Origin of the sequence: Nocardia sp. CA-135953 (assembly GCF_050955735.1) — a bacterium.
Lineage (GTDB): Bacteria > Actinomycetota > Actinomycetes > Mycobacteriales > Mycobacteriaceae > Nocardia.
In genome coordinates this window covers 3,198,515-3,224,265 of record NZ_CP192082.1, presented here as the reverse complement: position 1 = coordinate 3,224,265, position 25,751 = coordinate 3,198,515, and the positions used below count along the sequence as shown (strand labels likewise).

The window sequence follows — 25,751 nt, the reverse complement described above, 5'->3', positions numbered from 1 at the left end:
GCGGTCCTCTCTCGGGGTGGCGGGCGCAGATCAGGTTACTCTCGACCGGTGTTCGTGCACCCTAGTAAGGAGATGATCGCGGTCTATGACGCCGTGGGCCGCCAAATCGGCGCGGCCGACCGGGCCACCGTCTATCGCGACGGCATCTGGCATGCCAGTGCTGGTGTGCTCGTTCGTTCCGGCGACGGCGAGCGCATCTATGTGCACCGTCGCACCGATACCAAGATGGTCTTCGCCGGTATGCACGACTGCCTGGCCGGTGGTGTCGTCGACCCCGGCGAGACACCGGCGCAGACCGCGGTCCGTGAACTCGCCGAGGAACTCGGCATCGTCCTGCCCGCTGACGCGTCACCGCTCCCCCTGCGGGCCGGCGCGTCCTGGGACGGCATCTGGCAGGGGGCGCCGATGCGCTGCCATCTGTTCGCCTACGAGTTGCGCTACGACGGGCCCATGCGGCACCAGCCCGAGGAGATCGTGGATGGCTGGTGGTGGACCGATGCCGAACTGCGCGCACATCTGGCCGACCCGACCTGGCCGTTCGTCCCGGACACCCGAATCCTCACCGACCAGCTGCTGGGTTGAAACGCCATCGGCCCACCAGGTCGAGGATCTGATGGGCCGATGAGCCTGCGTTCCGTCAGGCGGCGCTACCGCTCATAGCACCCATGACCTGGGTGAAGAGGTTCGCGACGACTTCGAGGAGCTCCATGTACATTCCCTTGCTGGACCCGATATGAAAGTTGCATTCTGCATGGGCTAGGTGTCCGGCAGGTAAGGGGGTCATGAAAACCGGTGACTAACCCGAGGACGCCACCGACCCCGCCCAGGCCGCGAAGGCGCCCGGATTACGGGTCTGGAGCAGCACCCGGCCAGGTCCGGTGAAGTCGAAGACGAAGCCTTCGCCCGACTTCAGCGACTGGATGGAACGCCCGGATACGGCGCGCCGGATGGTGAAGTTCATGGTCAGGTCATAAGCCACCACATGGCCGGTATCGATGGTGATCGGCTCGCCCGGCTGCAGATCGATCACATCGATCGCGCCGAATACACCGACGACCACCTCACCCTCGCCGTGCGCGCGCAGACCGAAGCCGCCCTCGCCGCCGAACAGATTCGCGAAACCGCCCCATTTGCCCTCGACCTGCACGCCGTGCGAGTTGGCGATCCAACCGCCGCGGCTGATGAAGAACGGTCGATCAGGGGTGATCTGCAGATTCAGCATGTCGCCGGGCAGTGCGGGCGCCACATCCACCCAGCCGCCCTGCGGCGGTGCGGTGAAGGTCGAGACGAAAAATGATTCGCCCGCCAGCACCGAACGCTTCAGCCCGGCGAGAATTCCGCCTTCGGCCTTGGCCTGCAACGAAACTCCCGCCGAATGCGCGACCATGGCGCCGCTCTCGACCCGCATCGGCTCGCCGCCGGCCAGGAAGCACCGCGCGACCGCGGAGGCCGGACTATGACGCAGTTGTACCTTCATAAATGCCGACCCTACCGGCTATTTCGGCTACGAAGGGTCCAGCGATTCCAAGGTCTGCTCATCGCGCGCGACGATCGCGCCGCCGTCGGGTGTGAGCACGATCGGCCGTTGGATCAGCTGCGGATTCTCCGCCAGCGCCTCGATCCAGCGGTCCCGGTCCGCGGCGGTGCGTCCCCAGGCGGATAGGCCCAGATCCTTGGCGATCTGCTCGCCGGTGCGGGTGATATCCCACGGCTCGGCGCCCAAGCGCTTCAGCACGGTCCGCAATTCCGCCGCCGTGGGCGGATCGTCGAGGTAGCGCCGGACCGTGTAGTCCACGCCCGCCTCGTCCAGGTGTGCGGTGGCATTGCGGCTCTTGCTGCACCGCGGGTTGTGCCAGATCTCGGTTTGCCCAGATGTCATGGTCGCAGCGTACCTACAGGTGCATCCAGGTCGGCCACACCTGCGACCACGGTGGCGCAGATCGGTACCTTTCCACACGGTGACGTTCTGGGTGTTGCCCGGATAGCCGATTCGACTGTCCACCTTCGCAACTGGTTCGACGTGGTCGAAATCGCAGTGCAGAAAAGGCATCGTTCACGCCGACGGCAATGACAACGGCCGACGCCGCGGCGGCGATGACACCGATGCCCACGGTTCCCGCCCGCCAGCAGGCGATTCACCCCACGTATTCGTCGGCGACCTCCAACACCTCGTCGACGATCTCCAGCCCCGTGCGCAGCTCGTCAGCCGAGGTGGTCAGCGGCGGCGCGATCTGGAAGCGGTTGCCCGCATTGAACGGCCACAGCCCACGGTCCTTGGCCGCGGCGGTGACCCGGTTCATCGGTTCAGCGGCGGGACCAGCAGCCGCGAACGGAATCAGCGGCTCGCGGGTATGTGGATCGCGCACCAACTCCAGTGCCCAGAAGAACCCGAGGCCGCGCGCCTCGCCGACGCTCGGATGTCGAGACGCCAACTCCGCCAAGCCCTTTCCGAGGACATCCGCGCCGACGGTGCGCACATGGTCGAGAATGCCGTCGCGTTCGAAGACATTGATCGAGGCGATGCCCGCGGCACAGGCGAGGGGATGTCCAGCATAGGTGAGTCCGCCGGGATACACCGTATTGTCGTAGCGCTGGGCGATCCGCTCGGCCATCAGTACACCGCCGAGCGGAACGTAACCGGAGTTCACGCCCTTGGCGAAAGTGATGATGTCAGGCGCGACGTCGAAGGCCCGCACCGCGAACCACTCACCGACCCGGCCGAATCCGACCATCACCTCATCGGCGATATAGACGATGCCGAATTCGTCGCACATTTCCCGGACACCGGCGAGATAGCCCGGCGGCGGCACGAGCACACCGTTGGTGCCGACCACCGTCTCCAGGATCAGGCCCGCAATATGTTGCGGCCCTTCCAATTCGATGACCTGACGCAAGTGGTTCAGCGCCGCCGTCGTCTCTTCTTCGGGAGTGCTCGAGCCCCATGGGGATCGGTAGGGGTAGGGCCCGAAAAAGCGGACCACGTCGACATTGGTCGGCTCGGCACCCCAGCGCCGCGGCTCACCGGTCAGCCCGATCGCGACGCCGGTGCCGCCGTGATAGGAGCGGTATGCCGCGAGCATTTTGGTACGGCCGGTGTAGCTGCGGGCCAGCCGCACCGCGTGTTCGACGGCCTCCGCACCACCGGTGGTGAACAGAATCCGTTGCAGCTCGCCCGGTGCGCGTTCCACGATCAGCCGGGCCAGTTCGCTGCGTGCCGCATTGCCGACGGTCGGCGAGATGGTCGCGAGTTTCTGCGCCTGATCGATAATGGCCGCGACGATATCCGGATGTTGGTGGCCGATATTGACATTCACCAGTTGCGAGGAGAAGTCGAGGTAGCGTTTGCCGCTCTCCTCCCAGAACCACGACCCCGACGCGCCGACGATCGGTACCGGATTCAGGGTCGCCTGGGCGCTCCACGGATAGAAGACATGATCGACCACCTATTTACCGCCTTCGGTCAGTGTCACCTGCTGCGGCGCGAATCCCGTTCCGGTGACGTCGATTCCACCGGATTTCAATAGGTCCAGTGCCTTGGTGACGTATTCGTTGGTGAATGCGCCCGCATCGGGATCCTGCTTCAGCACCGTGACGCCCTCCTGGTTCTTGGTCTCCTTGGCGATCTTCACGGTGCGGTCCCATGCGGACTTGTCGATCATGCCGATCCCGTTGGGCGAGGGCCAGATCAGCTTGTTCACCTCGTTGATCTGCCACTGCTGGTGGCTGGCGCCGAGCGTGCTGCCCGCGGCGACGGTGATATCGCGGCATTTGTCGACATTGTCGCGGCAGAACGCCCAGCCCTTCAGCGAGGCCGCGATGAATTTGACGGTCTGGTCCTGGTATTTCGGATCCTTCAGCTTCTCCGAATTCGCCCAGATCGCGTCCTGCAGCATGGCCACGCCGTCGTCGTTCCAGTCGATGGTGGCGAAATCGTCTGCGGTGTAGAGCTTCCCGGTGCCCGGATTCTTCGTCTCCAACAGCTGGGCGTATTCGTTATAGGACATTGCCTGGGCGGCAGCGATGTCCTTGGCGAGGAAGGCGTTCATATCGAACTGCTGCTGGACCAGCTTGACATCCTTGGACGGATCGATGCCCGCCTTGGTCATGCCCGCGAACAGCTCGAATTCGTTGCCGTAACCCCAGTTTCCGACGGTCTTTCCGCGCAGCGCGGCCGGGCCCGTGATGTTGTCGGACTTGAACGACACCTGCTTGGTGCCAGAGCGCTGGAATACCTGCGCCACATCGGTGATACCCGCCCCGGCCTCGCGCGAGGCCAGCGCCTTGGGTACCCAGGCGATCGCGTAATCGGCCTGTCCCTGGGCCAGTACCGTCTGCGGCACGATATCGGTTCCGCCATCGAGGATTTCGACGGACAGGCCCTGCTCCTTGTAGAAGCCTTGATCCACGGCGGCCAGATAACCCGCGAACTGCCCCTGCTTGAACCACTGCAATTGCAGGCGGACCTTGGTCAGGCCGTCTGCGGTGGTTCCCGAGCTGTTGTCGGTGGTGCTGCAGCCGGTCAGCGCGGCCGCCGCCAACGCAACCAGCGCTAGACAAGCGCGTAAACGCCCTGTGGCAGTTCTCATTTCGATCTCCCATAGATGTCACGGATCAGGATGGTCCGAGGTCGGCGGGTCAATTGTTCGAGGATCAGGACGACGGCAAGGAAGAGCAGGCCGACGATCATTGCGCCGACCACGTACGCCCACGCGCGTGGATAAGCGGTATTCGCGGCGGCGGAGGTGATTCGGCTGCCGAGGCCGTTCTGCAGGCCGCCGAAATATTCGGCGATGATGGCCGCGATCACCGCGCCCGGCGCCGCGATCCGCAGCCCAGTGAACAGGTAGGGCAGTGCCGCGGGCAGCCGCACCGTGCGGGTGATCTGCCAGCCGCCCGCCGCATACGAGGTCATCAGATCGGCGTGCACCTGCGGCACCTGCCGCAGGCCACGGGCGGTACTGACGAACATCGGGAAGAACACCACGATGGCCACCACCATGCGGCGCGGGGTTTCGGTGGTGGTCGAATACATCGAATTCAGCAGCGGGGCGAGCGCGACGATCGGCACCGCGGCGGCCGCGGCGGCCAGCGGCGTCAACAGCCCCTCGACCAGCCGGAACCGCACCGCGACCATGGCCGCCACAATGCCGAGGACCGCACCGGCCAGCAGGCCGATGAGCGCGTTCGTACCGGTCGCGGTGGCGGCATCGACGATGCGGTCGAAGTTCTCGGTGAACTGTTTCGCGATCGCGGTCGGCGCGGGCAGCAGGAACGACGGCACACCCGCAACGACGGTCAGCACTTGCCACAGCGCCAATCCGCCGACACCGAATATCACCGGTGGTAGCCACGTCTTCATTGCAGATCCTGTCCCGCCACGATGATGTCGGCGGTCCCGTGTCCGCCGCGCAGTGCGGTGCGGACGGCGGCGACGGCCTCGAAAAACGCCTCGCTGGAACGGATATCGTCACCGCTGACGCCCGCCGCACGGCCCCAGCCGCCGGTCGGCACGATCTCGGTGATGCGGCCGGGCCGCGGTGACATGACCACCACCCGGTCGGACAGGAACACCGCCTCCGGAATGGAGTGCGTCACGAAAACCACTGCGGCACCGGTCTCTCCGGCGATGCGCAGTAACTCGCCCTGCATGCGTTCGCGGGTCATTTCGTCCAGCGCCCCGAATGGTTCGTCCATCAGCAGCAGCGAAGGTCTACGGGCCAATGCCCTGGCAATCGCCACGCGCTGTTGCATACCGCCGGACAGTTCCGCCGGATAGCGGTGTGCGAAATCGGTGAGACCGGCCATCTCGAGGAGTTCCGCACTGCGAGAGCGTCTTTCGGCCTTCGGGACCTTGTGCAACTCGAGTGGCAGTTCGACATTGGCCGCAACGGTGCGCCAGTCCAGGAGTCCAGCCTGTTGGAACGCGATCCCGTAGTCCTGGTCGATTCTGGCCTGCCGCGCGGACTTGCCGTGCACGGTCACGGTGCCGCTGCTCGGTCGTTCCAGATCGGCGATGATGCGCAGCAGGGTGGATTTGCCGCAGCCCGAGGGACCGATCAGCGAGACGAACTCCCCCGCAAGGACTTTCAGCGACACACCGGTGAGCGCGGTAACCGAACCCGCGTCGAAGATTTTGCCGACTTCGGTGAGGTCGACTGCCGCGACCTCTTCGGCCTTCGCCGCGACGATACCCGGATCCGGCTTCCGGATCTGCGCGTCGGCCACATCGCTGCCCGTGGTGGCCGATTCCACTTTCCCGGTCAACGGGTACCTCCTGAGGAACCGCGCGTCCCGGCGGGACGGCTGTAACGACGTAGTGCCACTTCTGCCGAACCGACGACGGCGGTCACCGCGACACCGAGCAGTGCGGCGGCGAGAACAGCCGCGTAGAGCCGGGCCGCGTCGCCGGTGGCCTGCTGGGAGAAGACGATGATTTGACGGCCGATGCCACCCGCGGTGCCGGTCGAGATCTCCGCGACCACGGCACCGATCACCGATGCCGCGGCGGCCAAGCGCAAGGCGGGCAGGAAGTGCGGCACTGCGGCGGGAAACCGCAAGTGCACCAAAGTCTCCCACCAATTCGCGGAGTAGCTGTGCAGCAATTCCACCGATGCCTTGGACGGCGCCTGCAATCCGCGCAACATCCCGACCGCCACCGGGAAGAAGGCCAGATACGACGCGATAACCGCGATACTCATCCACGGCCGCCACGGCGCACCGGCAATGACGATCTTCCCGCCCCACCCGGCCACCAGCGGCGCCAAGGCGATCAACGGAACCGTCTGCGAGACAACGATGTAGGGCAGTAATCCGCGTTCGACGAAGGAGAAGCGCTGCATCACCACCGCGAGCGCGACACCGACTACCGTGCCGATCGTCAACGCCAACAGCGCGAGCCCGAACGTGAATCCCGCTGTGCGCAGCAGTGTTCCGCCGACGGTGCCTGTCCCGTCCTTGTCACCGAGCACGGTGATGACCGACCAGACGTGCGGCAATGCAGCGTCGCTCGTGCGCGGCAGAATACGGGTGTCGCCGATACTCACCCCGCGTTCGGGCACGAAGTACTTGACGAGTTCCCAGACCGCGATCACCAGCACCAGCACACCGACCGCGTAGCCGACCTGCCGCGCCCGCAAGGCTCCCGCTCTCATCGATCACCCACCGACACCGGAACCGGTTTCGCGAGACGCCGCTCGACCAGCTCATAGCACCCCGCCGCTGCCGAGGCGATCACTCGGCACCCGCCGTCGCCGTGACCGGATGCGCCAGCCTGGGCAGCACCGACTCCCCGTACGTGTCCAATGTGGCGGTCTTGGCATCGTGCTGGAGATAGACCGCGAACTGGTCGACGCCCAACTTCTCCAGCTCGTGCAGCCGAGCCAACTGCTCGTCGGGCGTGCCGATTACACAGAAGCGGTCCACGATGGCGTCCGGAACGAATTCGGCATGCGTATTGCCCGCGCGACCGTGCTCGTTGTAGTCGTAGCCTTGACGGCCCGCGATGTAGTCGGTGAGCGCGACCGGAATATCGCCGTCGGTACCGTATTTCGCGACGATATCGGCGACGTGATTGCCGACCATGCCGCCGAACCAGCGGCACTGTTCGCGGGCATGCGCTGTCGCGGCATCGGATCCATCGGTGACGTAGGCCGGTGCCGCCACGCAGATCTTCACCGATCCGGGCGCACGTCCCGCCTTCTCCGCGGCCGCGCGCACCCGGGCGATCGTCCACGCGGCGATATCCGGGTCGGCGAGTTGCAGAATGAATCCGTCGGCGACCTCGCCGGTCAAATCGAGTGCGCGCGGACCGTATCCGGCCATCCACACTTCGAGCCGCGACGCGCTCGCCCACGGGAAGCGCACCACGGTGTCACCGATGCGGGCACTGCGACCGTTGCCGAGTTCCCTGATCACCTCGATGGACTCCCGCAATGTCGCCAGCGTGGTCGGTTTGCCGCCGAGGGTGCGCACCGCGGAGTCACCGCGGCCGATGCCGCAGACGGTGCGATTGCCGAACATATCGTTGAGCGTCGCGAAGGTCGACGCGGTCACGGTCCAGTCCCTGGTGGCCGGGTTGGTGACCATCGGGCCGACGACCACCCTTCGGGTGGCGGACAGAATCTGGCTGTGGATGACGTAGGGCTCCTGCCACAGCAGGTGCGAATCGAAGGTCCATACATGCGAAAAGCCATGCGTCTCCGCCTGTCTGGCCAGTTCGACCACCCGCGAGGCGGGCGGTGTGCATTGCAGCACCACACCGATATCCATGCGGCACCCTCCAATCAGGTCAATCAGGTCAATCGGGTCAGATCAGGTTCTGCGACAGTTCACGAGCGATGAACCGGCCGTGACCGGCACTGCCCAGATACGAGCCGTCGTCGATGATCACGCGGCCGCGCGAGAGCACCGTGTCGACGTGTCCGTCGATCTCGAAGCCCTCCCAGGCCGAATGATCCATATTCATGTGGTGGGTCTTGCCGAACCCGATGCTGGTGTGCCCGTTCGGGTCATAGATAACGATGTCGGCGTCGGCGCCCGGACTGATGACGCCCTTGCGCGGATACATGCCGAACATGCGCGCCGGGGTGGTGCAGCAGACCTCGACCCAGCGCTCCAATGAGATCAATCCGTTCTTGACGCCCTGGAACATCAGATCCATCCGATGTTCGACGCCCCCGATCCCATTGGGGATCTTGCTGAAGTCGCCGAGCCCCAACTCTTTCTGATCCTTCATGCAGAAGGGGCAGTGGTCGGTACTCACCGATGTGACATCACCGGTGCGGATATAGCGCCACAGCTCGTCCTGATGCCCCTCCGTCCTCGACCGCAGCGGCGTCGAGCACACCCACTTCGCGCCCTCGAAACCCGGTGCGCCCAAATGCTCTTCGAGTGACAGATACAGATACTGCGGACAGGTCTCACCGAAGACGTTCTGCCCGTTGCCCCGCGCGGCGGCGATCTGTTCCATCGCCTGCTTGGCCGAGACGTGCACGACATACAGCGGCGCGTTCGTCAACTGCGCCAACATGATCGCGCGATGGGTGGCCTCCTCTTCCATCTGCCACGGCCGAGAGACGCCGTGGTAATAGGGCGATGTCTCACCGCGGGCCAGTGCCTGCTCGACCAGCACATCGATGGCAATGCCGTTCTCCGCGTGCATCATCAGCAACGCGCCCAGATCGCCCGCCGATTGCATGGCCCGCAGGATCTGACCGTCATCGGAGTAGAAGACACCGGGATAGGCCATGAACAACTTGAAGCTGGTGACTCCCTCGGCCACCAATTCGCTCATCCCCTTAAGGGATTCGTCGTTCACCTCACCGATGATCTGGTGGAAGCCGTAGTCGATCGCGCAGTTGCCCGCGGCCTTCTCGTGCCACAGACCGAGGGTGTCCTGCACCCGCTCCCCCGGCTTCTGCACCGCGAAGTCGACAATGGTCGTGGTGCCGCCCCAGGCGGCCGCGCGGGTGCCGGTCTCGAAGGTATCGGATGCCTCGGTGCCGCCGAAGGGCAGCTGCATATGGGTGTGGCCGTCCACGCCGCCGGGAATCACATACTTGCCGGTCGCGTCGATGACCACATCGGCGGACTCGGCGAGATCCGCGCCCAATGCGGTGGCGCCGGGCTGCAGGACCGCGACGATGGTCTCGCCGTCGACGAGCACATCGAGCAATTGCGAGCCGGTGGCCGAGACCACCGTGCCGCCGTGAATGAATGTCTTCGTCATATCGATATCACCAGCCTCAGGGAGCCACCATCGGTCCGTAGGCGTCGGGGCGGCGATCGCGATAGAACGCCCAGCGGTCGCGCACCACCTTGATCAGATCCATATCGAGGTCACGGATCACCAGTTCCGGATCGGTGTCCGAGGCGACGTCCCCGACGAATTTACCTTCCGGATCCACGAAATAGCTGGTTCCGTAGAAATCGTCATCGCCGTATTCCTCGATGCCGACCCGGTTGATGGCGCCGATGAAATATTCGTTGGCGACCGCGGAGGCCGGTTGCTCCAGCTTCCACAGGTAACCGGACAAGCCACGCGAGGTCGCCGAGGGGTTGAAGACGATTTCGGCGCCGGCCAGGCCCAGCGCGCGCCAGCCCTCCGGGAAATGCCGGTCGTAACAGATGTACACGCCGACCTTGCCGACCGCGGTATCGAAGACCGGCCAGCCCACATTTCCCGGCCGGAAATAGAATTTCTCCCAGAATCCGTTGACGTGCGGAATATGATGTTTGCGGTACTTGCCGAGGTAGCTGCCGTCGGCGTCGATGACCGCCGCGGTGTTGTAGAGCAGCCCGGGCTGTTCCTGCTCGTATACCGGCAGGATCATCACCAGACCCAATTCCTTTGCCAGGGCGGCGAATCGCTCCGTCGTCGGCCCTGGCACCGATTCCGCGTACTCGTAGAATTTCGTGTCCTGCAACTGGCAGAAGTACGGGCCGTAGAACAACTCCTGGAAGCAGATCACCTTGGCGCCCTGTGCGGCAGCCTGGCGTGCGTAGTCCTCGTGCGCCTTGATCATGGACTCTTTATCACCCGTCCAGTTCGTCTGGACGAGCGCCGCTCGAACGATTCCCATGCTTTGTTATACTTCACCGAGATCCAATTCGGTTGTGTTACAAGATTGCGGAAACAGTTTCGTAGCCGTAAACCTTGGGGCCGGTCTCCGTTCCGGCGCTGTGCCCGACGCAGAATGACGCTGTGAACTTCGATCCGACGACCGCGCCGCAGGTGCCCGCAGACGACCTGCGAGACACCATGCCCGCACCTGTCACAGCCGGGTCGGGGCTGTTCAACGCGGATCTCGAAGATCGCACTCCGGCCGGAATCGCGGCCGCAGTGAGCCGCCGGATTCGTTCCGGAGCAATCGAACCCGGATCGCGGCTGCCGACCGTGCGTGAAGTCGCCCGCGAATTGCGGGTCTCCCCCGCTACCGTCAACCAGGCTTGGCGCGCGCTGGCCGCCACCGGCGCGATAGTGGCGCGGGGGCGTGCCGGAACCTTCGTCGGCGAACGCAGCGCCACCCGCGCATCCACGCCCACGGGCCGCTATCAGCGCCTGCACCCGCCTTCGGACAGCGCCTTCCGCATCGATCTGTCCCGGGGCACCCCCGATCCGAAGCTGCTACCGGATCTGGTCGCCGCACTGCGCGCGATCACCGAGCACGGACGCGGCAATGATCTCGCGGCGGACTATCTGGGCGAGGCCGTGCTACCGGAACTGGCCGCCAAGGTGCGCACAGATTGGCCCTTCCGCGCCGAACGACTCGCAGTCGTCGACGGGGCGCTCGACGCCATCGACCGACTGCTCACCACCCATGTACGGTTGGGCGATGCAGTCGCTGTCGAAGATCCCTGCTTCCCACCGTTCCTCGACCTGCTCGCCCGGATCGGCGCTCGGCCCATTCCGGTTCGCATGGATGAATCCGGTTTACTGCCACACGATCTCGAGCGGACACGTGGCGCCGCAGCGCTGATCCTGCAGCCGCGCGCACAGAATCCGACGGGCGTCTCGCTCACCGCCGCACGCACCCGCGAACTGACCGAAATCCTGACCGGCACAGACACTCTCGTCATCGAGGACGACCACTCCGCGGGCATCGCATCCACCACACTGCGCTCCCTCGGCTCGCGACTGCCGAGCCGGACGGTACATATCCGCTCCTACTCCAAATCGCACGGCGCGGACCTGCGCCTCGCGGTGGTCGGCGGCCCCGCCGATTTCCTGGATCCGATGATCGAACGGCGCATGCTCGGCCCCGGCTGGACCAGCCGACTGCTGCAACGCTTGCTGCTCACCATGCTCGACGACGACACCGCCGCACGCACCGTAGCCGCCGCCCGTACCGAATACCGCAGGCGCTCAACCGAACTCCGCCGCGCGCTGGCTCGCAAGGGCGTCGCCGTCGCCCGTGGCGACGGCATCAACCTGTGGCTCCCCGTCGCCGACGAGAACGCGGCCATGATCTCGCTTGCCGCCGCGGGTATCAAGGCCGCCCCCGGCCGCCCCTTCGAGGTCGAGGACCACCCGCACGGCGATCACCTGCGCATCACCGTCGCCGCGATCACCGACGGCGAGCTGGACTGGCTCACCGGCGAGCTCGCCGCCGCGACCACCGCGGCCCCCACCTACCGTCGCGTTCGCCGCGCCTAGGATCCCGGCTCGATGTCGAAGCTGGTGGCGCCGTGGTGACCGGCCGGGATGACGGGCACGATCACCGAGGACGGGTGCTCGGCATCCTTGTAGATCGTCTGCGTCGCGGGCTGTGTCCGGACGCTGTCGCCGAAGGGTTCGCCGGTATTCGGGTTCGGCGCGTACTGCGGGTAGTCACTGCTGCTGATGGCCACCCATTCGCCGCATATCCGTTGATTTCTATTGCCACACAGTCGCAATACGCATCTCGTTCCGCTGGAAGCGTCGAGATGGAATGATCCGCTCAGCATCACCCGATGCGATACACAACAGAAGGAGATCCTGACCGGTGAGCAGCGAAGTGCAGGTCCGGCAATTCGACCACCATCAGCCCATCAGGCAGCATCGTAGAGTCGGGACTGCCCTGCTACGGGGCCTCGGTGTACTCGCCGTCGGCACCACCCTCGCGATCTTCGCCGCGGGCGGGGTCTCGGCGGATCCGGGCACACCGGTCGCCGGATGCGTGGCCCCCGATTCGGCCAAGCCCGAGGGCAAGCAGTGGGCCAGCGAGCCGGCGATGGCGATCGACACGGGCGCGAAGTACACCGCGCAGCTGGAAACCACCTGCGGCACAGTCGGTATCGCCCTGGAGGCCGCCCGCGCACCCCGCACGGTGAACTCCTTCGTATTCCTGGCCGGGCAGAAATATTTCGACCACACCCAGTGCCACCGCTTGACCACCGCTGGCATCTTCGTCCTGCAGTGTGGTGATCCCACTGCCACCGGCACAGGCGGTCCGGGCTACCAGTTCCCGAACGAGAACCTGGACGGCGCCACCTATCCGGCCGGTACGGTCGCCATGGCCAACGCCGGTCCCGACACCAATGGCAGCCAGTTCTTCCTGGTCTACAAGGATTCGCAGCTGCCGCCGAACTACACTCCGTTCGGCAAGATCACCGCCGGTATGGATGTGCTGGCGCGGGTCGCCGATGCGGGCGCCGCGGGCGGGGAAGACGGACGCCCGAACGCCGATGTCGTCCTGAATTCGGTGACCACCGCTCAGGGCTGATCGACATAAGCTGGTGGCGGTGTCGTCCATGGCGACACCGCCACTGGTCTTTGGTGCCCCCCGAACAACACTTGACTTGGAGTGCACTCCAGGTCATAGCGTTGGCAGTGCAAAATCGTCTAGTACCAGGGGATCACTTCATGGAACTCGGTTTTCACATACCGATATTCGACATCGACGGCGGCACCACCGCCATTGCGGGCGAGTTGGCCAGGGTCGGCGCCGCGGCAGAGGCATCCGGTGCGACCTGGCTGTCGCTCATGGACCACTACTTCCAGATCGAGCCGACCGGCCTCCCGGCCGAGTCCAATATGTTGGAGGGCTACACCACCCTCGGCTATCTGGCCGCGCACACCTCCCGTATCGACCTCGGCCTGCTCGTCACCGGCGTGACCTACCGGCATCCCGGCCTGCTCGCCAAGATCGTCACCACCCTCGATGTCCTTTCGGGTGGCCGTGCGGTGCTCGGCCTCGGCGCCGCGTGGTTCGAACGAGAGCATCGCGGGCTCGGTGTGCAGTTCCCGCCGATCGCCGAACGGTTCGAGCGCCTCGAGGAGACGCTGCGCATCTGTCAGCAGATGTGGGATCCGCAGAACAACGGCCCCTTCGACGGCAAGCACTACCAGTTGGCCGAGACGCTGTGCTCGCCGCAGCCGATCAACCGGCCCAAGGTGCTCATCGGCGGTGGCGGCGAACGCAAGACGCTGCGGCTGGTCGCGCAGTACGGCGACGCCTGCAACCTTTTCGGTTCCGCCCCCGAGGATGTCGCCCACAAACTCGACATCCTGCGCCGCCATTGCGACGATGTCGGGCGCGATTTCGACGATATTCGCATCACCATCATGGCCAATAATCCGCGCCCGAATCCGGACAATCGCGACGAATTCGTCCGCGAGATGGCCGATTACGCCAAGATCGGCGTGCACACCGTGATCGTTATCCCGACCACCGGGTCCCCGGCGGCGTGGATCGAGGGCATGGCGCCGGCGGTAACCCAACTGGCCGAACTCGGTTAGCGTCCGTACGGCACATGCCCTTTCACAACGAAACAATGCGAAAGGGCATGTGTCGTATACGATCTCGTCACCGGCGAGCGACTCGAGTTCGCCTACCGTCGATGGCGGGTTCTCGATAGTCTGCTGACATCCGTACCGAGCAGAGGCAGCCGTGCGTGCGAACAATCGCATCCGCCATTGCGTTGCCGCGCTCGGCCGGTGGGAGCGCCTGGCAGGCATTGGCGCTCGCCTCGCGCAACTCGGGACAGCCGAACTTGCCGTAGAGGCCGATTTCGATACCTCGGCCTGGCTGTCGACCGGATCGATGGACGACTCGAATTGCCACGGCATCGTGAACATCGCGATCGCCACCGAAATCGCGACCAGCGGGACAGTCGGATAGATTCGCCATCGTTCGGTGTATTCGGTCCAGTGCACCGCGCCCGCCGCCGTGATCGCCGCGTAGCAGCCGGCCGTGTAGTAGGGCGACCGTTTTGGTCGCGATGAATGCCACAGCCAGCAGCAGTGGTAGCGGCGCGGGGAATCGGTACGGCCGCAACATCTCCAGGCGGAACAGCGCCCAGATCCCCACGACCAACAGCACACCGCCGAACACGACGATGACCCCGGAAACGCCGAAGGGCCGCGCTCCCAGACGGAAGCGCGGCCCTCGGTTCGAAACCTACAGGTACTGACCTGTGTTCGACTCGGTGTCGATGGCGCGGCTGGCACTGGCGTTCTTGCCGGTGACCAAGGTGCGGATGTAGACGATCCGCTCGCCCTTCTTACCCGAAATGCGGGCCCAGTCATCGGGATTCGTGGTGTTGGGCAGGTCCTCGTTTTCGGAGAACTCGTCCACGATCGAATCGTAGAGATGCTGGATGCGCAAGCCGGGGTTGCCGGTGTCGAGTACCGCCTTGATGGCGTACTTCTTGGAGCGGTCCACGATGTTCTGGATCATGGCGCCGGAATTGAAATCCTTGAAGTACAGGACTTCCTTGTCACCGTTGGCGTAGGTGACCTCCAGGAAGCGGTTGTCCTCGCTCTCGGCGTACATCCGGTCGACGACCCGTTCGATCATCGCGCGGATGCACAGCCCCTTGTCGCCGCCGAACTCTTCGAGATCGTCGGCGTGCAGCGGCAGTTGCTCGGTCAGGTACTTCGAGAAGATGTCCTGTGCCGATTCGGCGTCCGGGCGCTCGATCTTGATCTTCACATCGAGACGTCCGGGCCGCAGGATCGCGGGGTCGATCATGTCCTCGCGGTTGGACGCACCGATCACGATGACATTCTCGAGACCCTCGACGCCGTCGATCTCCGAGAGCAGCTGCGGCACGACCGTGGTCTCCACGTCGGAGGACACGCCCGAACCACGAGTGCGGAAGATCGAATCCATCTCGTCGAAGAACACGATCACCGGCGTACCCTCGGACGCCTTCTCCCGTGCCCGCTGGAAGATGATCCGGATGTGGCGCTCGGTCTCACCCACGAACTTGTTCAGCAGCTCGGGGCCCTTGATGTTCAGGAAGAACGACTTGGCTTCCTTGGCATCCTCACCGCGCGCCTCGGCGATCTTCTTCGCCAGCGAGTTGGCAACGGCCTTGGCGATCAACGTCTTACCGCAACCGGGCGGACCGTAGAGCAGCACACCCTTGGGCGGGCGCAGCGCGTATTCGCGGAACAGATCCTTGTGCAGGAACGGCAATTCCACCGCATCGCGGATCTGCTCGATCTGTCGACCGAGACCACCGATATCGCCGTAATCGACATCGGGGACTTCCTCGAGTACGAGATCCTCGACCTCGGCCTTGGGAATCCGCTCGAAGGCGAAACCGGCCTTGGTGTCCACGAGCAGCGAATCGCCCGGCCGCAGCTTGCGGATCGGCGAATCGGGATCGTCGAGATCATCGACCTCGGCGACCTTGGCCAGCGGACCCGACAACCACACCACGCGCTCCTCGTCGGCATGCCCGACGACCAGCGCCCGGCGTCCGTCGTCGAGGATCTCGCGCAGGGTGCCGATCTCACCGACGGCGTCGAAGATTCCGGCTTCGACGACTGTGAGGGCTTCGTTGAGACGGACGGTCTGACCGTATTCGAGGGTCGAGGTGTCGATATTGGGTGAACACGTCAAGCGCATCTTGCGGCCCGAAGTGAACACGTCGACCGTCTGATCCTCGTACACACCGATCAGAATTCCGTACCCGCTCGGTGGCTGACCCAGCCGATCGACCTCCTCGCGCAAGGCCACCAACTGCTGGCGCGCTTCCTTGAGGGTGTCCATCAGCTTGGTGTTGCGAATGGTCAGCGAATCGATGCGGGCTTCCAATTCCCGTGCGCGATCCGGCGAATCGGCGAGTTGCCTTCGGAGTGCAGCCGCTTCGGCGCGTACCGCCTCGAGCTCTCTCCAGGCCGCCGAATCCGAATTCTCGATGGGGCTCATGTGCTGCTCCTCCCAGTCCCGGTCTATTAACGCTACCGGGCGCGAACCGTTCTCGCTTTCCGACATGGTTTCGTCGTGATCACATCTGGGCTGCGGTCGACGGCGGATACACCATGTTAGCCTGCCCTAACCAGTCCACGGCGACGCGCTTCGCCGATCGAACCGAAAGGTTGCTGACGATGCTCCTTCCCGCCAGGACGCTGCGTATGTCCATGGTTATCGCCGCGGCGGCGATGGCCGCTACCGTCGGGCTCACCGGCTGCGGGTCCGACGACAAGTCCGATGCCAAGGCCACGAGTACCACTTCCGCCGCCGCGTCCACCAGCGCCGCAGGTCACGGCGACCACGGCAACGTCGCCGCACCCACCGCCGAAACGCTCACCGCCGTCCTGGATGCCCTTTCCGACCCGACGAGACCCACATCCGAGAAGACCAAGCTGATCGTCGACGGCGAAAAGCGCGCCGCCAATATCGACCAGATGAACCAGGCGCTCGGCGGCTACGGCAAGCTCACCTACGCGGTCGCCGATATCACCACCAGCGGCAATTCCGCGACCGCCCAGGTCACCATCACCTCACCGCACGGCACCGCCCCCGCCATGCCCCTGACCTGGGAACACGTCGACGGCGCCTGGAAGCTCTCGGATGCCGGCGGCTGCCTGATGCTCGGCTTCGCGCAGGCGCCCTGCGTGCCGGCCTGATTCAACCCTTCGACGGGCGACGCTGCGGCTTCGGGGTGACCGTGCCCTCGGCGAGCCGCCGCGCGCTGACCAGGAAGGCGGTGTGGCCCTGCATGCGATGTTCGGGCCGCACCGCCAGACCGACCACATGCCAGCCGCGCACCATCGACTCCCACGAGCGCGGCTCGGTCCAGCACTCCTGCTCGCGCAGCGCCTCGACCACTTTCGACAATTGTGTGACGGTCGCCACATAGACGATCAGCACACCGCCGGGGACCAGCGCTTTGGACACGGCGGGCAGCGCATCCCACGGGGCGAGCATGTCCAGGACGACGCGATCGACCGGCGGTCCGGCGTAGGCGGCGACGTCCGCGACGGTGATCGACCAGTTGTCCGGCCGCTCGCCGAAGAAGGTCTCCACATTGCGGATCGCGTGGTCGGCGTGGTCTTCGCGGATCTCGTAGGAGACCACCTGGCCCTGCGGGCCGACAGCGCGCAGCAGCGAGCACGTCAGCGCGCCGGAGCCCGCACCGGCCTCCAGCACGCGCGCGCCGGGGAACACATCACCCTCGTGCACGATCTGGGCGGCGTCCTTGGGATAGATGACCGCCGCACCGCGCGGCATGGAGAGCACGTAATCGATCAGCAACGGCCGCAACGCCAAATACGGTGTGCCATTGGTGGATTGCACGACACTGCCCTCATCGGCGCCGATCAGGTTGTCGTGTTTGATACCGCCGCGATGCGTGTGGAATTCCTTACCCGGTTCCAGCACCACGGTGTAGAGGCGCCCCTTGGCATCGGTCAGCTGTACCCGGTCCCCGATGGTGAATGGCCCGGTCCGTCTGGCCGTCATGTATCTCCGTTCGCTGGTCGTCGCTGCTGTCTGTCCTGGGTGGCACCGGCGTGTCGGTGCGCCCGGATAGCCTGCCAGGTATGCATCCGCCGGTATTCACGCCCCCTGCCGACACCGCGCGGGAGGTCGCACCCGACCGTCCGCGTCCGGCGCTGTCACCTTCGCGGGCAATGGATTTCAAGCAGTGCCCGCTGAAGTACCGGTTCCGGGCGATCGATCGGATTCCGGAGCCGCCGACCCGGATCGCGGTGCGCGGCACAGTGGTGCACGCGGTACTGGAGGATCTGTACGGACTGCCCGCCGGGGAACGCCGGTTCGAACGGGCTGCCGAGCTTGTCGAGCCCGCATGGGCCCGGGTGCTGGCCGACAGACCGGAGAGCGCCGAAGTGGTCGCAGCGGACGGGCTGGCGGGCTTTCTCGGCGAAGTGCGCGCTTTCGTCGAGACGTATTACCGGCTGGAGGATCCGACCCGGTTCGATCCGGAGTCGTGTGAGTCGCGGGTGGAGGTCGAACTCGACGACGGTGTGCTGTTGCGCGGGTTCGTCGACCGCATCGATGTCGCGCCGACCGGGGAGCTGCGTGTCGTCGATTACAAGACCGGACGGGCGCCCGGACTCGCCCAGGAGACCAAGGCGCTGTTCCAGCTGAAGTTCTACGCGCTGGTGGTGCTGCGCACCCGCGGCATCCTGCCCACCCAATTGCGGCTGATCTACCTGGCCGACGAACAGGTCCTCACCTATGCCCCGGACGAGGACGAACTACTGCGCTTCGAACGCACTCTCTCGGCCCTGTGGCAGGCCATTCTGGCGGCCGGGCGGACCGGAGAGTTCCTGCCGAGCACAAGCTGGCTGTGCGGACATTGCAGCTACAAGAGTCTGTGCCCCGCATTCGGCGGCACACCACCGGTCTATCCGGGCTGGCCGGACAGTGGCACCGGTGAGTCACCGGAGGAAACCTTCGCCGAAGCGGTCGCCGACTAGGTCAGCCGGCGAACAGATTCAGATCGAGGCCGTGCGAGCCGAGCGCGGCGACAACGCCGATGAGCACCACAACGCCGACGGCATCACCGATCACGATGAGCGCATTGCGAAGCCGCCACCACGCCCCGATCGACTCGGCACTCGGTTTCACTGGGTCCTCCCCTGTCCGTGCTCGAACGGCACTGCCCGTCCGAGGTGTTCCATAGTTGTTTCGCCGAACACGCCCCCAGTGTTGACGGCGAAGCATGAAGTTTCTCGTGAGTTCGGTCCCGAACTGAACGCACACAATGCCGCCGCGATACTCGCCGGGGTAACCCGCGAGCACCGAAACGGCAGGTTGCCGGTGCGGATCTACGCGGTGAAGTTGTGGAACAGCAGCACGGACAGGCCCAAGCCGACGGCCAGATTGAAGACGGCCGCGGATCCGAAGACCGCGATCGGACGCCAGTCCGCCTCGCGTAGGCCGCGCGGCGAGAACTCCAGACCGATCGAGACGAATGCGAAGATCAGGAACCACGTGCGCAGATCGTTGACGATCGCGACATGCGCCGCGCCGGTCTTCTTGTCCACCGACTGCAGATACAGCGTGCCGATAACGGAGGCGGCAACGAAGCCGATCACGAACTTCGGGAACCGCTCCCAGAACTGGCGCACCGACGGCCGGGCCGCACCGGGGATGCGCTCGACTCGGATCGTGCAGTAGGCGGTCAGCGCAATGGAATCGATCACTCGCACAAAACAACTCGGCCTCGCCGGGTGACGGGGCCGAGTGGACGAAATCGGGTCAGAAGGCGCGGCAGGACCGGATATCGAAGGCCAGGATCGCCTTCGCGCCGAGTTCGGCGAGCTGGTCCATCACCTCATTGCCCTGCTTGCGCGGCACCATGGCACGGATGGCGACCCAGTTCGAATCGGCGAGCGGGGATACCGTCGGCGACTCGAGCCCGGGCGTGATCTTGACCGCCTCCTCCAGCAGCTCCTTCGGGCAGTCGTAGTCCAGCATGATGTACTGCTGACCGAATACCACACCCTGGATGCGCGCGATGAGCTGATTGCGGGCCCGTTCGTTTTGATCGGAGCCGGTGCGCTCGATGAGCACACCCTCCGAATCGCACAGGGTCTCGCCGAAGGCGATCAGATTGTGCTGGCGCAGCGTGCGGCCCGAGCCGACCACATCGGCGATGGCATCGGCCACACCGAGCTGGATGGAGATCTCGACGGCGCCGTCGAGTCGGATCACCTCGGCCTCGATGCCGCGCCGCTGTAGATCGGTCAGGACCAGATTCGGGTACGAGGTGGCGATGCGCTTGTCGTAGAGGTCCTCGACCTTCCATTCGCGCCCGGCCGGGGCGGCGTAGCGGAAGGTGGAGCGGCCGAAACCGAGTGCGAGCCGTTCCTGAACGGGTGCACCGGAATCCAGCGCCAGATCACGGCCGGTGATGCCGAGGTCGAGCTCGCCGGAGCCGACGTAGATGGCGATGTCCTTGGGCCGTAGGAAGAAGAACTCGACCTGGTTGGCCGGATCCAGAACGGTCAGGTCGCGGGAATCGGTGCGCTTGCGGTAACCGGCCTCGGCGAGGATCGAGGTGGCCGATTCGGAGAGTGCGCCTTTATTGGGGACTGCGACGCGCAGCATGGGAGGGTCCTTTCGCCGGAAGTGAACTAGGGATAGACGCGACGGCCCCGGAGGCAAGCGGTGTGGGCCGTCAGAGCGGTACCTCGCAAGGTCTACGCGCGCACGCAGGGGCCCGCGAGTGCCGCAAATTCAATACCGCCGTCACAGATGCCGGTACACGTCTTCCAGCTTCAGCCCGCGGCCCACCATCAGCACCTGGACCCAGTACAGCAGTTGCGAAATCTCCTCGGCGAGCGCCTCGTCGCCCTCGTGCTCGGCGGCCAACCAGATCTCACCGGCCTCCTCGAGCACCTTCTTACCCTGAAAATGCACGCCCGCGTCCAATGCCGCCACGGTCCCGGACCCCTCAGGGCGGGTGACCGCACGATCTTGCAGCTCGGCGAACAGGGTTTCGAAGTTCTTCACGGTGAGTCATTGTTTCAGACGGGTATGCGGACCCGTTGCTCCGGCCCGACACCACCCATCAGGCGCACGCGTCGCACCCCTTGCGGCGACCACAAGGGGTGCGAAGCCATGCGTCAGGCCTCGGTGAGGAGGGCCTCCAGGTCCGCTACGGCGGTGCGCAGGTGGTCGGCGAAGGCGTACATCTCGTCGGCGACCGGTTTCGGGGTGGCCAGGTAGATGTTCCAGCGGTCCGGCAGCAGGACGTAGGCGATGCCGATGCACTTCTGGCTGGTGGAGCCGAAACCGAAGTAGCGGATATTGACCGACGGGGCCGAACTGGTGCTCAGGTAGTCGTCGCGCATGATCGTCCAGCCGGGACTGGTGTAGAGCGGGATCGGTTCGGTGACGCCGAGTTCGGCGCCACGCCGCCGCTGAATCCACTCGAGTTCCCAGAGATGCTGTTCGGGCGCATCACCCGCCTGACACTGCCTGGCGCGTTCGACATGCGCGCTCGCCGCGGTCCGCGCGGCAGCGAGCCGGTCGGCCTGCGCGACCGCAGGATCCTGCATGGCGTCGACGAAGGCCACCATCTCCGGTGTCACCACCCGCATGGCCTCGGTGCGACCGTTGCGGTACTGCCTGGTGGCAATGGATTCGTAGGTGGCGCCGGTCAAACCCTTGCTGCGCCGGTGCGCCAACTGATAGCTCAGCTGCGCGAACGCATCCGGTGAGATGCCGAGCTGCTTCGCGCGGGTGGTGCCGAACTCGAAAGATACTGTCGCGGTGGCATTCTCGGCCGCATACCGGGCGAACGTCGCTCCAGCAGCTGCGATATCGGTGCGCTGCGCCTGATCGAGCACGAATTCGATCGGTTCGACCGGCGGCAACCCCTGCGGCTGCGCTCCGGCCCGCTCGGCGTGTTCGGCCGCTGGAGCCTGCAGCAGCGTGTCGACGAAGGACAGGATGGTGGTGCCGTCGAGACCGCAGTGCTCGACATTGATGCCGGCCTGACCATCGGCGAAGACGATGAACGATACCGACTTGTCGAACCAGCGGTTGGCACTGTCACCGTGCAGCAGCTGATCACAAGCCTGCAGTTCATCGCGGGGCGCGAAATCCTCCAGGCACAGGCCGAACAGCGCGGTCTCGATGGTGTCCAAGGCCGCGACATTGGCGGGTTCGGCCAGCAATCCCTGTCGACTGACGGCCCATTCGGCCCGCGCCCTGGTGGTCAGATGGCCGACGGCGGTGTCGGTGCGGGCCGAGCGCGCCCCTGCCTTGAGCACCGCGCGCAGTCCGTCGGCGAGATCCTCCAGCGAGTAGGGCACACCGTCCGGACCGATCACCTCCATCCGGAACATGCTGCCGTGGAAGAACACGACGATATGCCTCGCCGCCGAGGGTCCAGGCCATTCGTCGCTGTAGGGCACGCGCACGGAATCCTGCGTCTCCCCTGGAATCCGGGTCTCGGAGAACAGGTACTTGTTCTGCCACATCGACAGCTGCTGTCCACGCTGGATCACCGGCGGGATCGCCTCGAGATCGAGCGCCAGCTTGTAATCGACCGCCGCCGTGATGATTCCGGCCGCCCGCTCCACCTGCGACGCGCCGGTGGAGGCACCCAGTGCGGTGTCGTCGCGGAACAGGAAGAAGAAGTTGGCATTCAATGCGATGCGATCGCGACGGCCCAGGTAGCGCGACGGCCAGAACAGATCCAGCCAGCTTCCGACACCGGGGGTGGCATCGTATTCGGCCAGTGCCGCGTGCAGCTTTCGGCCCGGACCATCGGGGCGAAGCAGGTCGGCGACCGCGGCTTCGGTGGTGGCGAATTCGTCGGCGGTCAGCAGTGGCGCACACCACTGCAGCAACCGCTCGCCGCTGTCCTCCAGCGTCGGCAGGGGCACCCTTGGCAGGTGGTCGTCGGCGGCGAAGGTGCGTTCGGTCAATGCGGGTCCTCGGGGTCGGCGTGTTTCGGTAGCGGTCGCGAGATGTACAGGTTGGCGAGCAACCAGCCCGTACTTTCTTGGCCAGCGGTGTCGATTCCGTTGGCGGCCAAGGCATTCAGCACCTGGGTGCGTTCATTGTCGGATGCGAACTTGCGTTGTTCGAACACCCCGGGGGCTCGCTCGGTGCGGTAGCCGAGCGCGGCCAGTTCCGCGGCGATCGGTTCGAAACTGAACATGCGTAGTACGAAGTGTGCCATCCACGGCCGACGACGTGGGTGCGCCGTTGCCACCCGCGCCAGTGTCTTCTCGGTGACGTATCCGACGCAGCCGGTCGAGATGACGATATCCGCGGCCGCCAGCGTACGGCGCTGGGCTTCGGTCGGGTCGGTGGCCTCCAGATCCGCGTGCACCGTGTCGTGCAGAAATCCGGCTTCCTGAGCGTAGGCCAGGGCCGGGCGGGCGGCATCCATGCCGATGAACCGCACGCCGGGGAGTTGGTCACGAGTGTCCAAGCGGGCGCGGTCGCGGGCGATGAGTGTGGCGTGGTCGGCGTCGTCCTCGGCGCCTCGGTAGTGTTCGGCGAGTTCGCTCACGGTGGTGTCGAAGCGCAGCAGGGCCGCGTTGACACCGTAAGAGCAACCGATATCGAGCACGGTCGGAGTGTCCACGCGCGCGGAGGCGCGGTATTCCCGAATCTGCTGCTGGAAGTACGGTTTCGCCAGTTCCGGTATGCGGTAATCCAATTCGGCCATCCGGGCGTAATAATCGCGCGGATCGGGACGGTCGTAGATATCGTCGAAGGAAGCTTTTCCGGTCGTATGCAACGGCACTGGCATGTCGTTCCTCTCAGTCGAGCAACCGATCGCCACGGACGGCGTCGGCCGCGGCGGCTAGGTGATCGGGCAGTACCCGCCCGAACAATTGGCGGGTACGTTCCACGGTGCCGATGACACCAGGCCGATCGGTATAGGCGAAAATCGCCGAATGCCGTGCGGTGCCGCCATCGACCGGTGAAACCCGGTGCAGCGAGAAGCGGCCCTGGAACAACTGCAGATCGCCGGGCCGCAAATCGAGGTGCCGGATCAACTGCGCACCGGATCCGGTGAGCACATCCAGCACATCGTCGAGGTTCTCGGCGTGGGGTGAGCGAATATTGGGGCAGTACTCGAAGATTCCACCGGTCTCGGCGGGCTGGGTCAACATACTGACGGTGAATTCATTGGTGTCGAAATGCCAGGGATGCGACATTCCGGGCGCCACCACATTCAGGCACAGTCCGGCCAAAGGGTCTGCGAATTCGTGCAATTCGGTCAGTCCGAAGCAGTCCGCGACGAAGCGTTGGAACACCGTGCTGATGTAGAGCCGGTGGATCAGCGCCTCGGCCGGAATGCGGTCGCGCGGAAGGAAGGCGTTGCCGCGTTCGAACACGATGCGGCCCGGATGACCTTGTGGCAGTTCGGTATTCAGCGGAATGTTGTAGGCGTTGACCCGCTCGACCTCGTAGTGCGCATCCGGTGCCATCGCCTCGCCCTGTGCACGCAAGGTGTCGATCAGCTCCGGACGGATGAACTCCCGCAGTACGGTGCAGCCACTTTCGGCAAGCTCCGCCCGCGCCCGCGCCACCGCTTCCCCCCACGCCGCGCCGGTCGGATCCCCCAGCGGATACCGTGCCGTATCGACGATCTCGTCCAGGACATCCGTCGCTGCCATGGCGTCATTTTGGTAGAGCAATCGGCGACACGCCCGGGATTCGGCAAAGTTGCCGGTGACTACGGTCACACCTATAAACTGCACGCACTTGCGTTGCGGCACAGTAACTCTCACTACGCCGAGGTCGGGAGTGTCGGCTCATAAACGGCGGAACTCACGATCATGTTCCGTCCCGAAAGCGCCCCGGCCCGGTGCGCGGTTCAACCTCCGACGCGCAGCGCGTCTTCCAGATCCCGCAGGGTCAATCCCACCAATGAACTACGGAATACCCGCCCCGGCGCCGCCGAAACCGGTATCTCACACGGGATCACGATGACCGCACATCCCGCCGCCCCGGCCGCGGCGGCACCGGTCGGCGAATCCTCCAGTGCCACACAGTCTCGCGGGTGCACGCCGAGCAGTTCGGCGGCGCGCAGATAGATCTCGGGTTCGGGCTTGCCGTGCGCGACTTCGTCACCGCAGACCGAGACATCGAAGAAATCACGGCCCAGCGTATCCAATCCGAATTCCGTAAGCGACCGCTTGGTATTGGTGACCAATGCGGTCGCGAGGCCCGCGGTACGCACCAACGAGAGCGCATCCTTCGCGCCGGGCCGCCACGGGATCGGGCCCGCCATCAATTCGGTCACCCTCCGCTCGATGAATTCACCGGCGGCCCGCACCGCCTCGGACGTCGCCTCGATACCCAAACCATCGAAAATGAGCCGCAAGGCGTTCGGTCCGGACGCACCGATCAACGCGTGCCGCAGTTCATCGGTCATCTCGTGGCCGTGCGCCCGCGCCAGTTCGCGCACGGCGACATCCCACAGCTTTTCCGAATCGAGCAGGGTGCCGTCCATATCCCACAGCACCCCGGCAAGTCGCGCGCTCGGCTCCGTCGCCGCTGTTGCGGCTGTGCCCTCCGTCGCCGCTGTTGCGG

Annotated in this window: 27 protein-coding genes and 1 pseudogene; 7 read left to right on the top strand and 21 right to left on the bottom strand. The window is 65.2% G+C overall.

Translation table 11 applies throughout. The features are described from left to right. The first annotated feature begins 72 nt into the window (after nt 1-72). On the top strand, nt 73-582 hold the full coding sequence (locus ACQPXH_RS14770; RefSeq protein WP_433603459.1) for an NUDIX hydrolase: 510 nt from the start codon (nt 73-75) through the stop codon (nt 580-582). A 214-nt stretch (nt 583-796) separates the two neighbouring features. Here ACQPXH_RS14770 and ACQPXH_RS14765 read toward each other — a convergent pair whose 3' ends face one another. The 10 genes from ACQPXH_RS14765 to ACQPXH_RS14720 form a co-directional block, all read right to left on the bottom strand. Next, on the bottom strand, nt 797-1,477 hold the full coding sequence (locus ACQPXH_RS14765) for a TIGR00266 family protein (RefSeq protein WP_433602907.1): 681 nt from the start codon (nt 1,475-1,477) through the stop codon (nt 797-799). A gap of 27 nt (nt 1,478-1,504) precedes the next feature. After that, nucleotides 1,505-1,879 carry an arsenate reductase family protein gene (locus ACQPXH_RS14760; protein WP_433602906.1) on the bottom strand — a complete coding sequence of 125 codons (375 nt, stop codon included), beginning with the start codon at nt 1,877-1,879 and terminating at the stop codon, nt 1,505-1,507. Between the two features lie 256 nt (nt 1,880-2,135). Further along, the gene (locus ACQPXH_RS14755) at nt 2,136-3,443 is read right to left on the bottom strand and encodes an aspartate aminotransferase family protein (RefSeq protein WP_433602905.1); all 1,308 of its coding nucleotides are present in this window, start codon (nt 3,441-3,443) and stop codon (nt 2,136-2,138) included. Then, nucleotides 3,444-4,586 carry an ABC transporter substrate-binding protein gene (locus ACQPXH_RS14750; RefSeq protein ID WP_433602904.1) on the bottom strand — a complete coding sequence of 381 codons (1,143 nt, stop codon included), beginning with the start codon at nt 4,584-4,586 and terminating at the stop codon, nt 3,444-3,446. Continuing rightward, on the bottom strand, nt 4,583-5,359 hold the full coding sequence (locus ACQPXH_RS14745; RefSeq protein ID WP_433602903.1) for an ABC transporter permease: 777 nt from the start codon (nt 5,357-5,359) through the stop codon (nt 4,583-4,585). Before ACQPXH_RS14745 ends, ACQPXH_RS14750 begins: the two co-directional genes overlap by 4 nt. Then, nucleotides 5,356-6,264, bottom strand: coding sequence for an ABC transporter ATP-binding protein (locus ACQPXH_RS14740; protein WP_433602902.1), 909 nt, complete (start codon nt 6,262-6,264; stop codon nt 5,356-5,358). The genes ACQPXH_RS14745 and ACQPXH_RS14740 overlap by 4 nt, the downstream gene beginning before the upstream one ends. Beyond that, on the bottom strand, nt 6,261-7,151 hold the full coding sequence (locus tag ACQPXH_RS14735) for an ABC transporter permease (protein ID WP_433602901.1): 891 nt from the start codon (nt 7,149-7,151) through the stop codon (nt 6,261-6,263). Before ACQPXH_RS14735 ends, ACQPXH_RS14740 begins: the two co-directional genes overlap by 4 nt. Nucleotides 7,152-7,230: 79 nt before the next feature. After that, nucleotides 7,231-8,268 carry a TIGR03842 family LLM class F420-dependent oxidoreductase gene (locus ACQPXH_RS14730; RefSeq protein WP_433602900.1) on the bottom strand — a complete coding sequence of 346 codons (1,038 nt, stop codon included), beginning with the start codon at nt 8,266-8,268 and terminating at the stop codon, nt 7,231-7,233. Nucleotides 8,269-8,305: 37 nt separating this feature from the next. Continuing rightward, nucleotides 8,306-9,727: a dihydropyrimidinase gene (hydA, locus tag ACQPXH_RS14725; RefSeq protein ID WP_433602899.1), complete on the bottom strand. Its 1,422-nt coding sequence runs from the start codon at nt 9,725-9,727 to the stop codon at nt 8,306-8,308. Between the two features lie 16 nt (nt 9,728-9,743). After that, entirely contained in the window at nt 9,744-10,580 is an 837-nt protein-coding gene (locus ACQPXH_RS14720) for a nitrilase-related carbon-nitrogen hydrolase (RefSeq protein WP_433602898.1), read from the bottom strand. A 122-nt stretch (nt 10,581-10,702) separates the two neighbouring features. On the opposite strand from ACQPXH_RS14720, the gene ACQPXH_RS14715 reads away from it, so the two are divergent. Further along, on the top strand, nt 10,703-12,154 hold the full coding sequence (locus ACQPXH_RS14715) for a PLP-dependent aminotransferase family protein (protein WP_433602897.1): 1,452 nt from the start codon (nt 10,703-10,705) through the stop codon (nt 12,152-12,154). Here ACQPXH_RS14715 and ACQPXH_RS14710 read toward each other — a convergent pair. Next, entirely contained in the window at nt 12,151-12,348 is a 198-nt protein-coding gene (locus ACQPXH_RS14710; protein WP_433602896.1) for a hypothetical protein, read from the bottom strand. The genes ACQPXH_RS14715 and ACQPXH_RS14710 overlap by 4 nt on opposite strands. 134 nt (nt 12,349-12,482) lie before the next feature. On the opposite strand from ACQPXH_RS14710, the gene ACQPXH_RS14705 reads away from it, so the two are divergent. The 3 genes from ACQPXH_RS14705 (at nt 12,483) to ACQPXH_RS14695 (ending at nt 14,600) form a co-directional block, all read left to right on the top strand. Continuing rightward, entirely contained in the window at nt 12,483-13,202 is a 720-nt protein-coding gene (locus ACQPXH_RS14705; RefSeq protein ID WP_433602895.1) for a peptidylprolyl isomerase, read from the top strand. 140 nt (nt 13,203-13,342) lie between these two features. Continuing rightward, the gene (locus ACQPXH_RS14700) at nt 13,343-14,218 is read left to right on the top strand and encodes an LLM class F420-dependent oxidoreductase (RefSeq protein WP_433602894.1); all 876 of its coding nucleotides are present in this window, start codon (nt 13,343-13,345) and stop codon (nt 14,216-14,218) included. A 151-nt stretch (nt 14,219-14,369) separates the two neighbouring features. Beyond that, nucleotides 14,370-14,600: a hypothetical protein gene (locus tag ACQPXH_RS14695; protein ID WP_433602893.1), complete on the top strand. Its 231-nt coding sequence runs from the start codon at nt 14,370-14,372 to the stop codon at nt 14,598-14,600. A gap of 279 nt (nt 14,601-14,879) precedes the next feature. Here ACQPXH_RS14695 and arc read toward each other — a convergent pair whose 3' ends face one another. Next, on the bottom strand, nt 14,880-16,640 hold the full coding sequence (gene arc / locus ACQPXH_RS14690) for a proteasome ATPase (protein WP_433603458.1): 1,761 nt from the start codon (nt 16,638-16,640) through the stop codon (nt 14,880-14,882). A 179-nt stretch (nt 16,641-16,819) separates the two neighbouring features. Here arc and ACQPXH_RS14685 point away from each other — a divergent pair, with 179 nt between their 5' ends. Next, nucleotides 16,820-17,341 carry a hypothetical protein gene (locus ACQPXH_RS14685; protein WP_433602892.1) on the top strand — a complete coding sequence of 174 codons (522 nt, stop codon included), beginning with the start codon at nt 16,820-16,822 and terminating at the stop codon, nt 17,339-17,341. A 1-nt stretch (nt 17,342) separates the two neighbouring features. Here the strand turns inward: ACQPXH_RS14685 and ACQPXH_RS14680 are convergent, their stop codons facing one another. Next, entirely contained in the window at nt 17,343-18,176 is an 834-nt protein-coding gene (locus ACQPXH_RS14680; RefSeq protein ID WP_433602891.1) for a tRNA (adenine-N1)-methyltransferase, read from the bottom strand. An 80-nt stretch (nt 18,177-18,256) separates the two neighbouring features. On the opposite strand from ACQPXH_RS14680, the gene ACQPXH_RS14675 reads away from it, so the two are divergent. Beyond that, nucleotides 18,257-19,156, top strand: coding sequence for a RecB family exonuclease (locus ACQPXH_RS14675; RefSeq protein WP_433602890.1), 900 nt, complete (start codon nt 18,257-18,259; stop codon nt 19,154-19,156). Nucleotide 19,157: 1 nt separating this feature from the next. Here ACQPXH_RS14675 and ACQPXH_RS14670 read toward each other — a convergent pair whose 3' ends face one another. The 8 genes and pseudogenes from ACQPXH_RS14670 to ACQPXH_RS14635 form a co-directional block, all read right to left on the bottom strand. Then, nucleotides 19,158-19,307, bottom strand: a complete 150-nt coding sequence (locus tag ACQPXH_RS14670) for a hypothetical protein (RefSeq protein WP_433602889.1) — start codon at nt 19,305-19,307, stop codon at nt 19,158-19,160. Nucleotides 19,308-19,507: 200 nt separating this feature from the next. Further along, nucleotides 19,508-19,876: pseudogene (locus ACQPXH_RS14665) on the bottom strand (putative sulfate exporter family transporter); the annotation flags it as partial. Nucleotides 19,877-19,940: 64 nt separating this feature from the next. Then, nucleotides 19,941-20,792 (bottom strand): ATP phosphoribosyltransferase, encoded by an 852-nt coding sequence (hisG, locus tag ACQPXH_RS14660; RefSeq protein WP_433602888.1) that lies wholly within the window; start codon nt 20,790-20,792, stop codon nt 19,941-19,943. Between the two features lie 141 nt (nt 20,793-20,933). Further along, nucleotides 20,934-21,197 (bottom strand): phosphoribosyl-ATP diphosphatase, encoded by a 264-nt coding sequence (locus tag ACQPXH_RS14655; protein ID WP_040691693.1) that lies wholly within the window; start codon nt 21,195-21,197, stop codon nt 20,934-20,936. Nucleotides 21,198-21,310: 113 nt separating this feature from the next. After that, a complete protein-coding gene (locus tag ACQPXH_RS14650; RefSeq protein ID WP_433602887.1) occupies nt 21,311-23,122 on the bottom strand; it encodes a choline/carnitine O-acyltransferase in 1,812 nt (603 codons plus the stop codon). Further along, a complete protein-coding gene (locus tag ACQPXH_RS14645; protein ID WP_433602886.1) occupies nt 23,119-23,958 on the bottom strand; it encodes a class I SAM-dependent methyltransferase in 840 nt (279 codons plus the stop codon). The genes ACQPXH_RS14650 and ACQPXH_RS14645 overlap by 4 nt, the downstream gene beginning before the upstream one ends. A gap of 10 nt (nt 23,959-23,968) precedes the next feature. Then, a complete protein-coding gene (locus tag ACQPXH_RS14640; protein WP_433602885.1) occupies nt 23,969-24,832 on the bottom strand; it encodes a HalD/BesD family halogenase in 864 nt (287 codons plus the stop codon). 200 nt (nt 24,833-25,032) lie between these two features. Beyond that, on the bottom strand, nt 25,033-25,683 hold the full coding sequence (locus ACQPXH_RS14635) for an HAD family hydrolase (protein WP_433603457.1): 651 nt from the start codon (nt 25,681-25,683) through the stop codon (nt 25,033-25,035). Nucleotides 25,684-25,751: the final 68 nt, after the last annotated feature.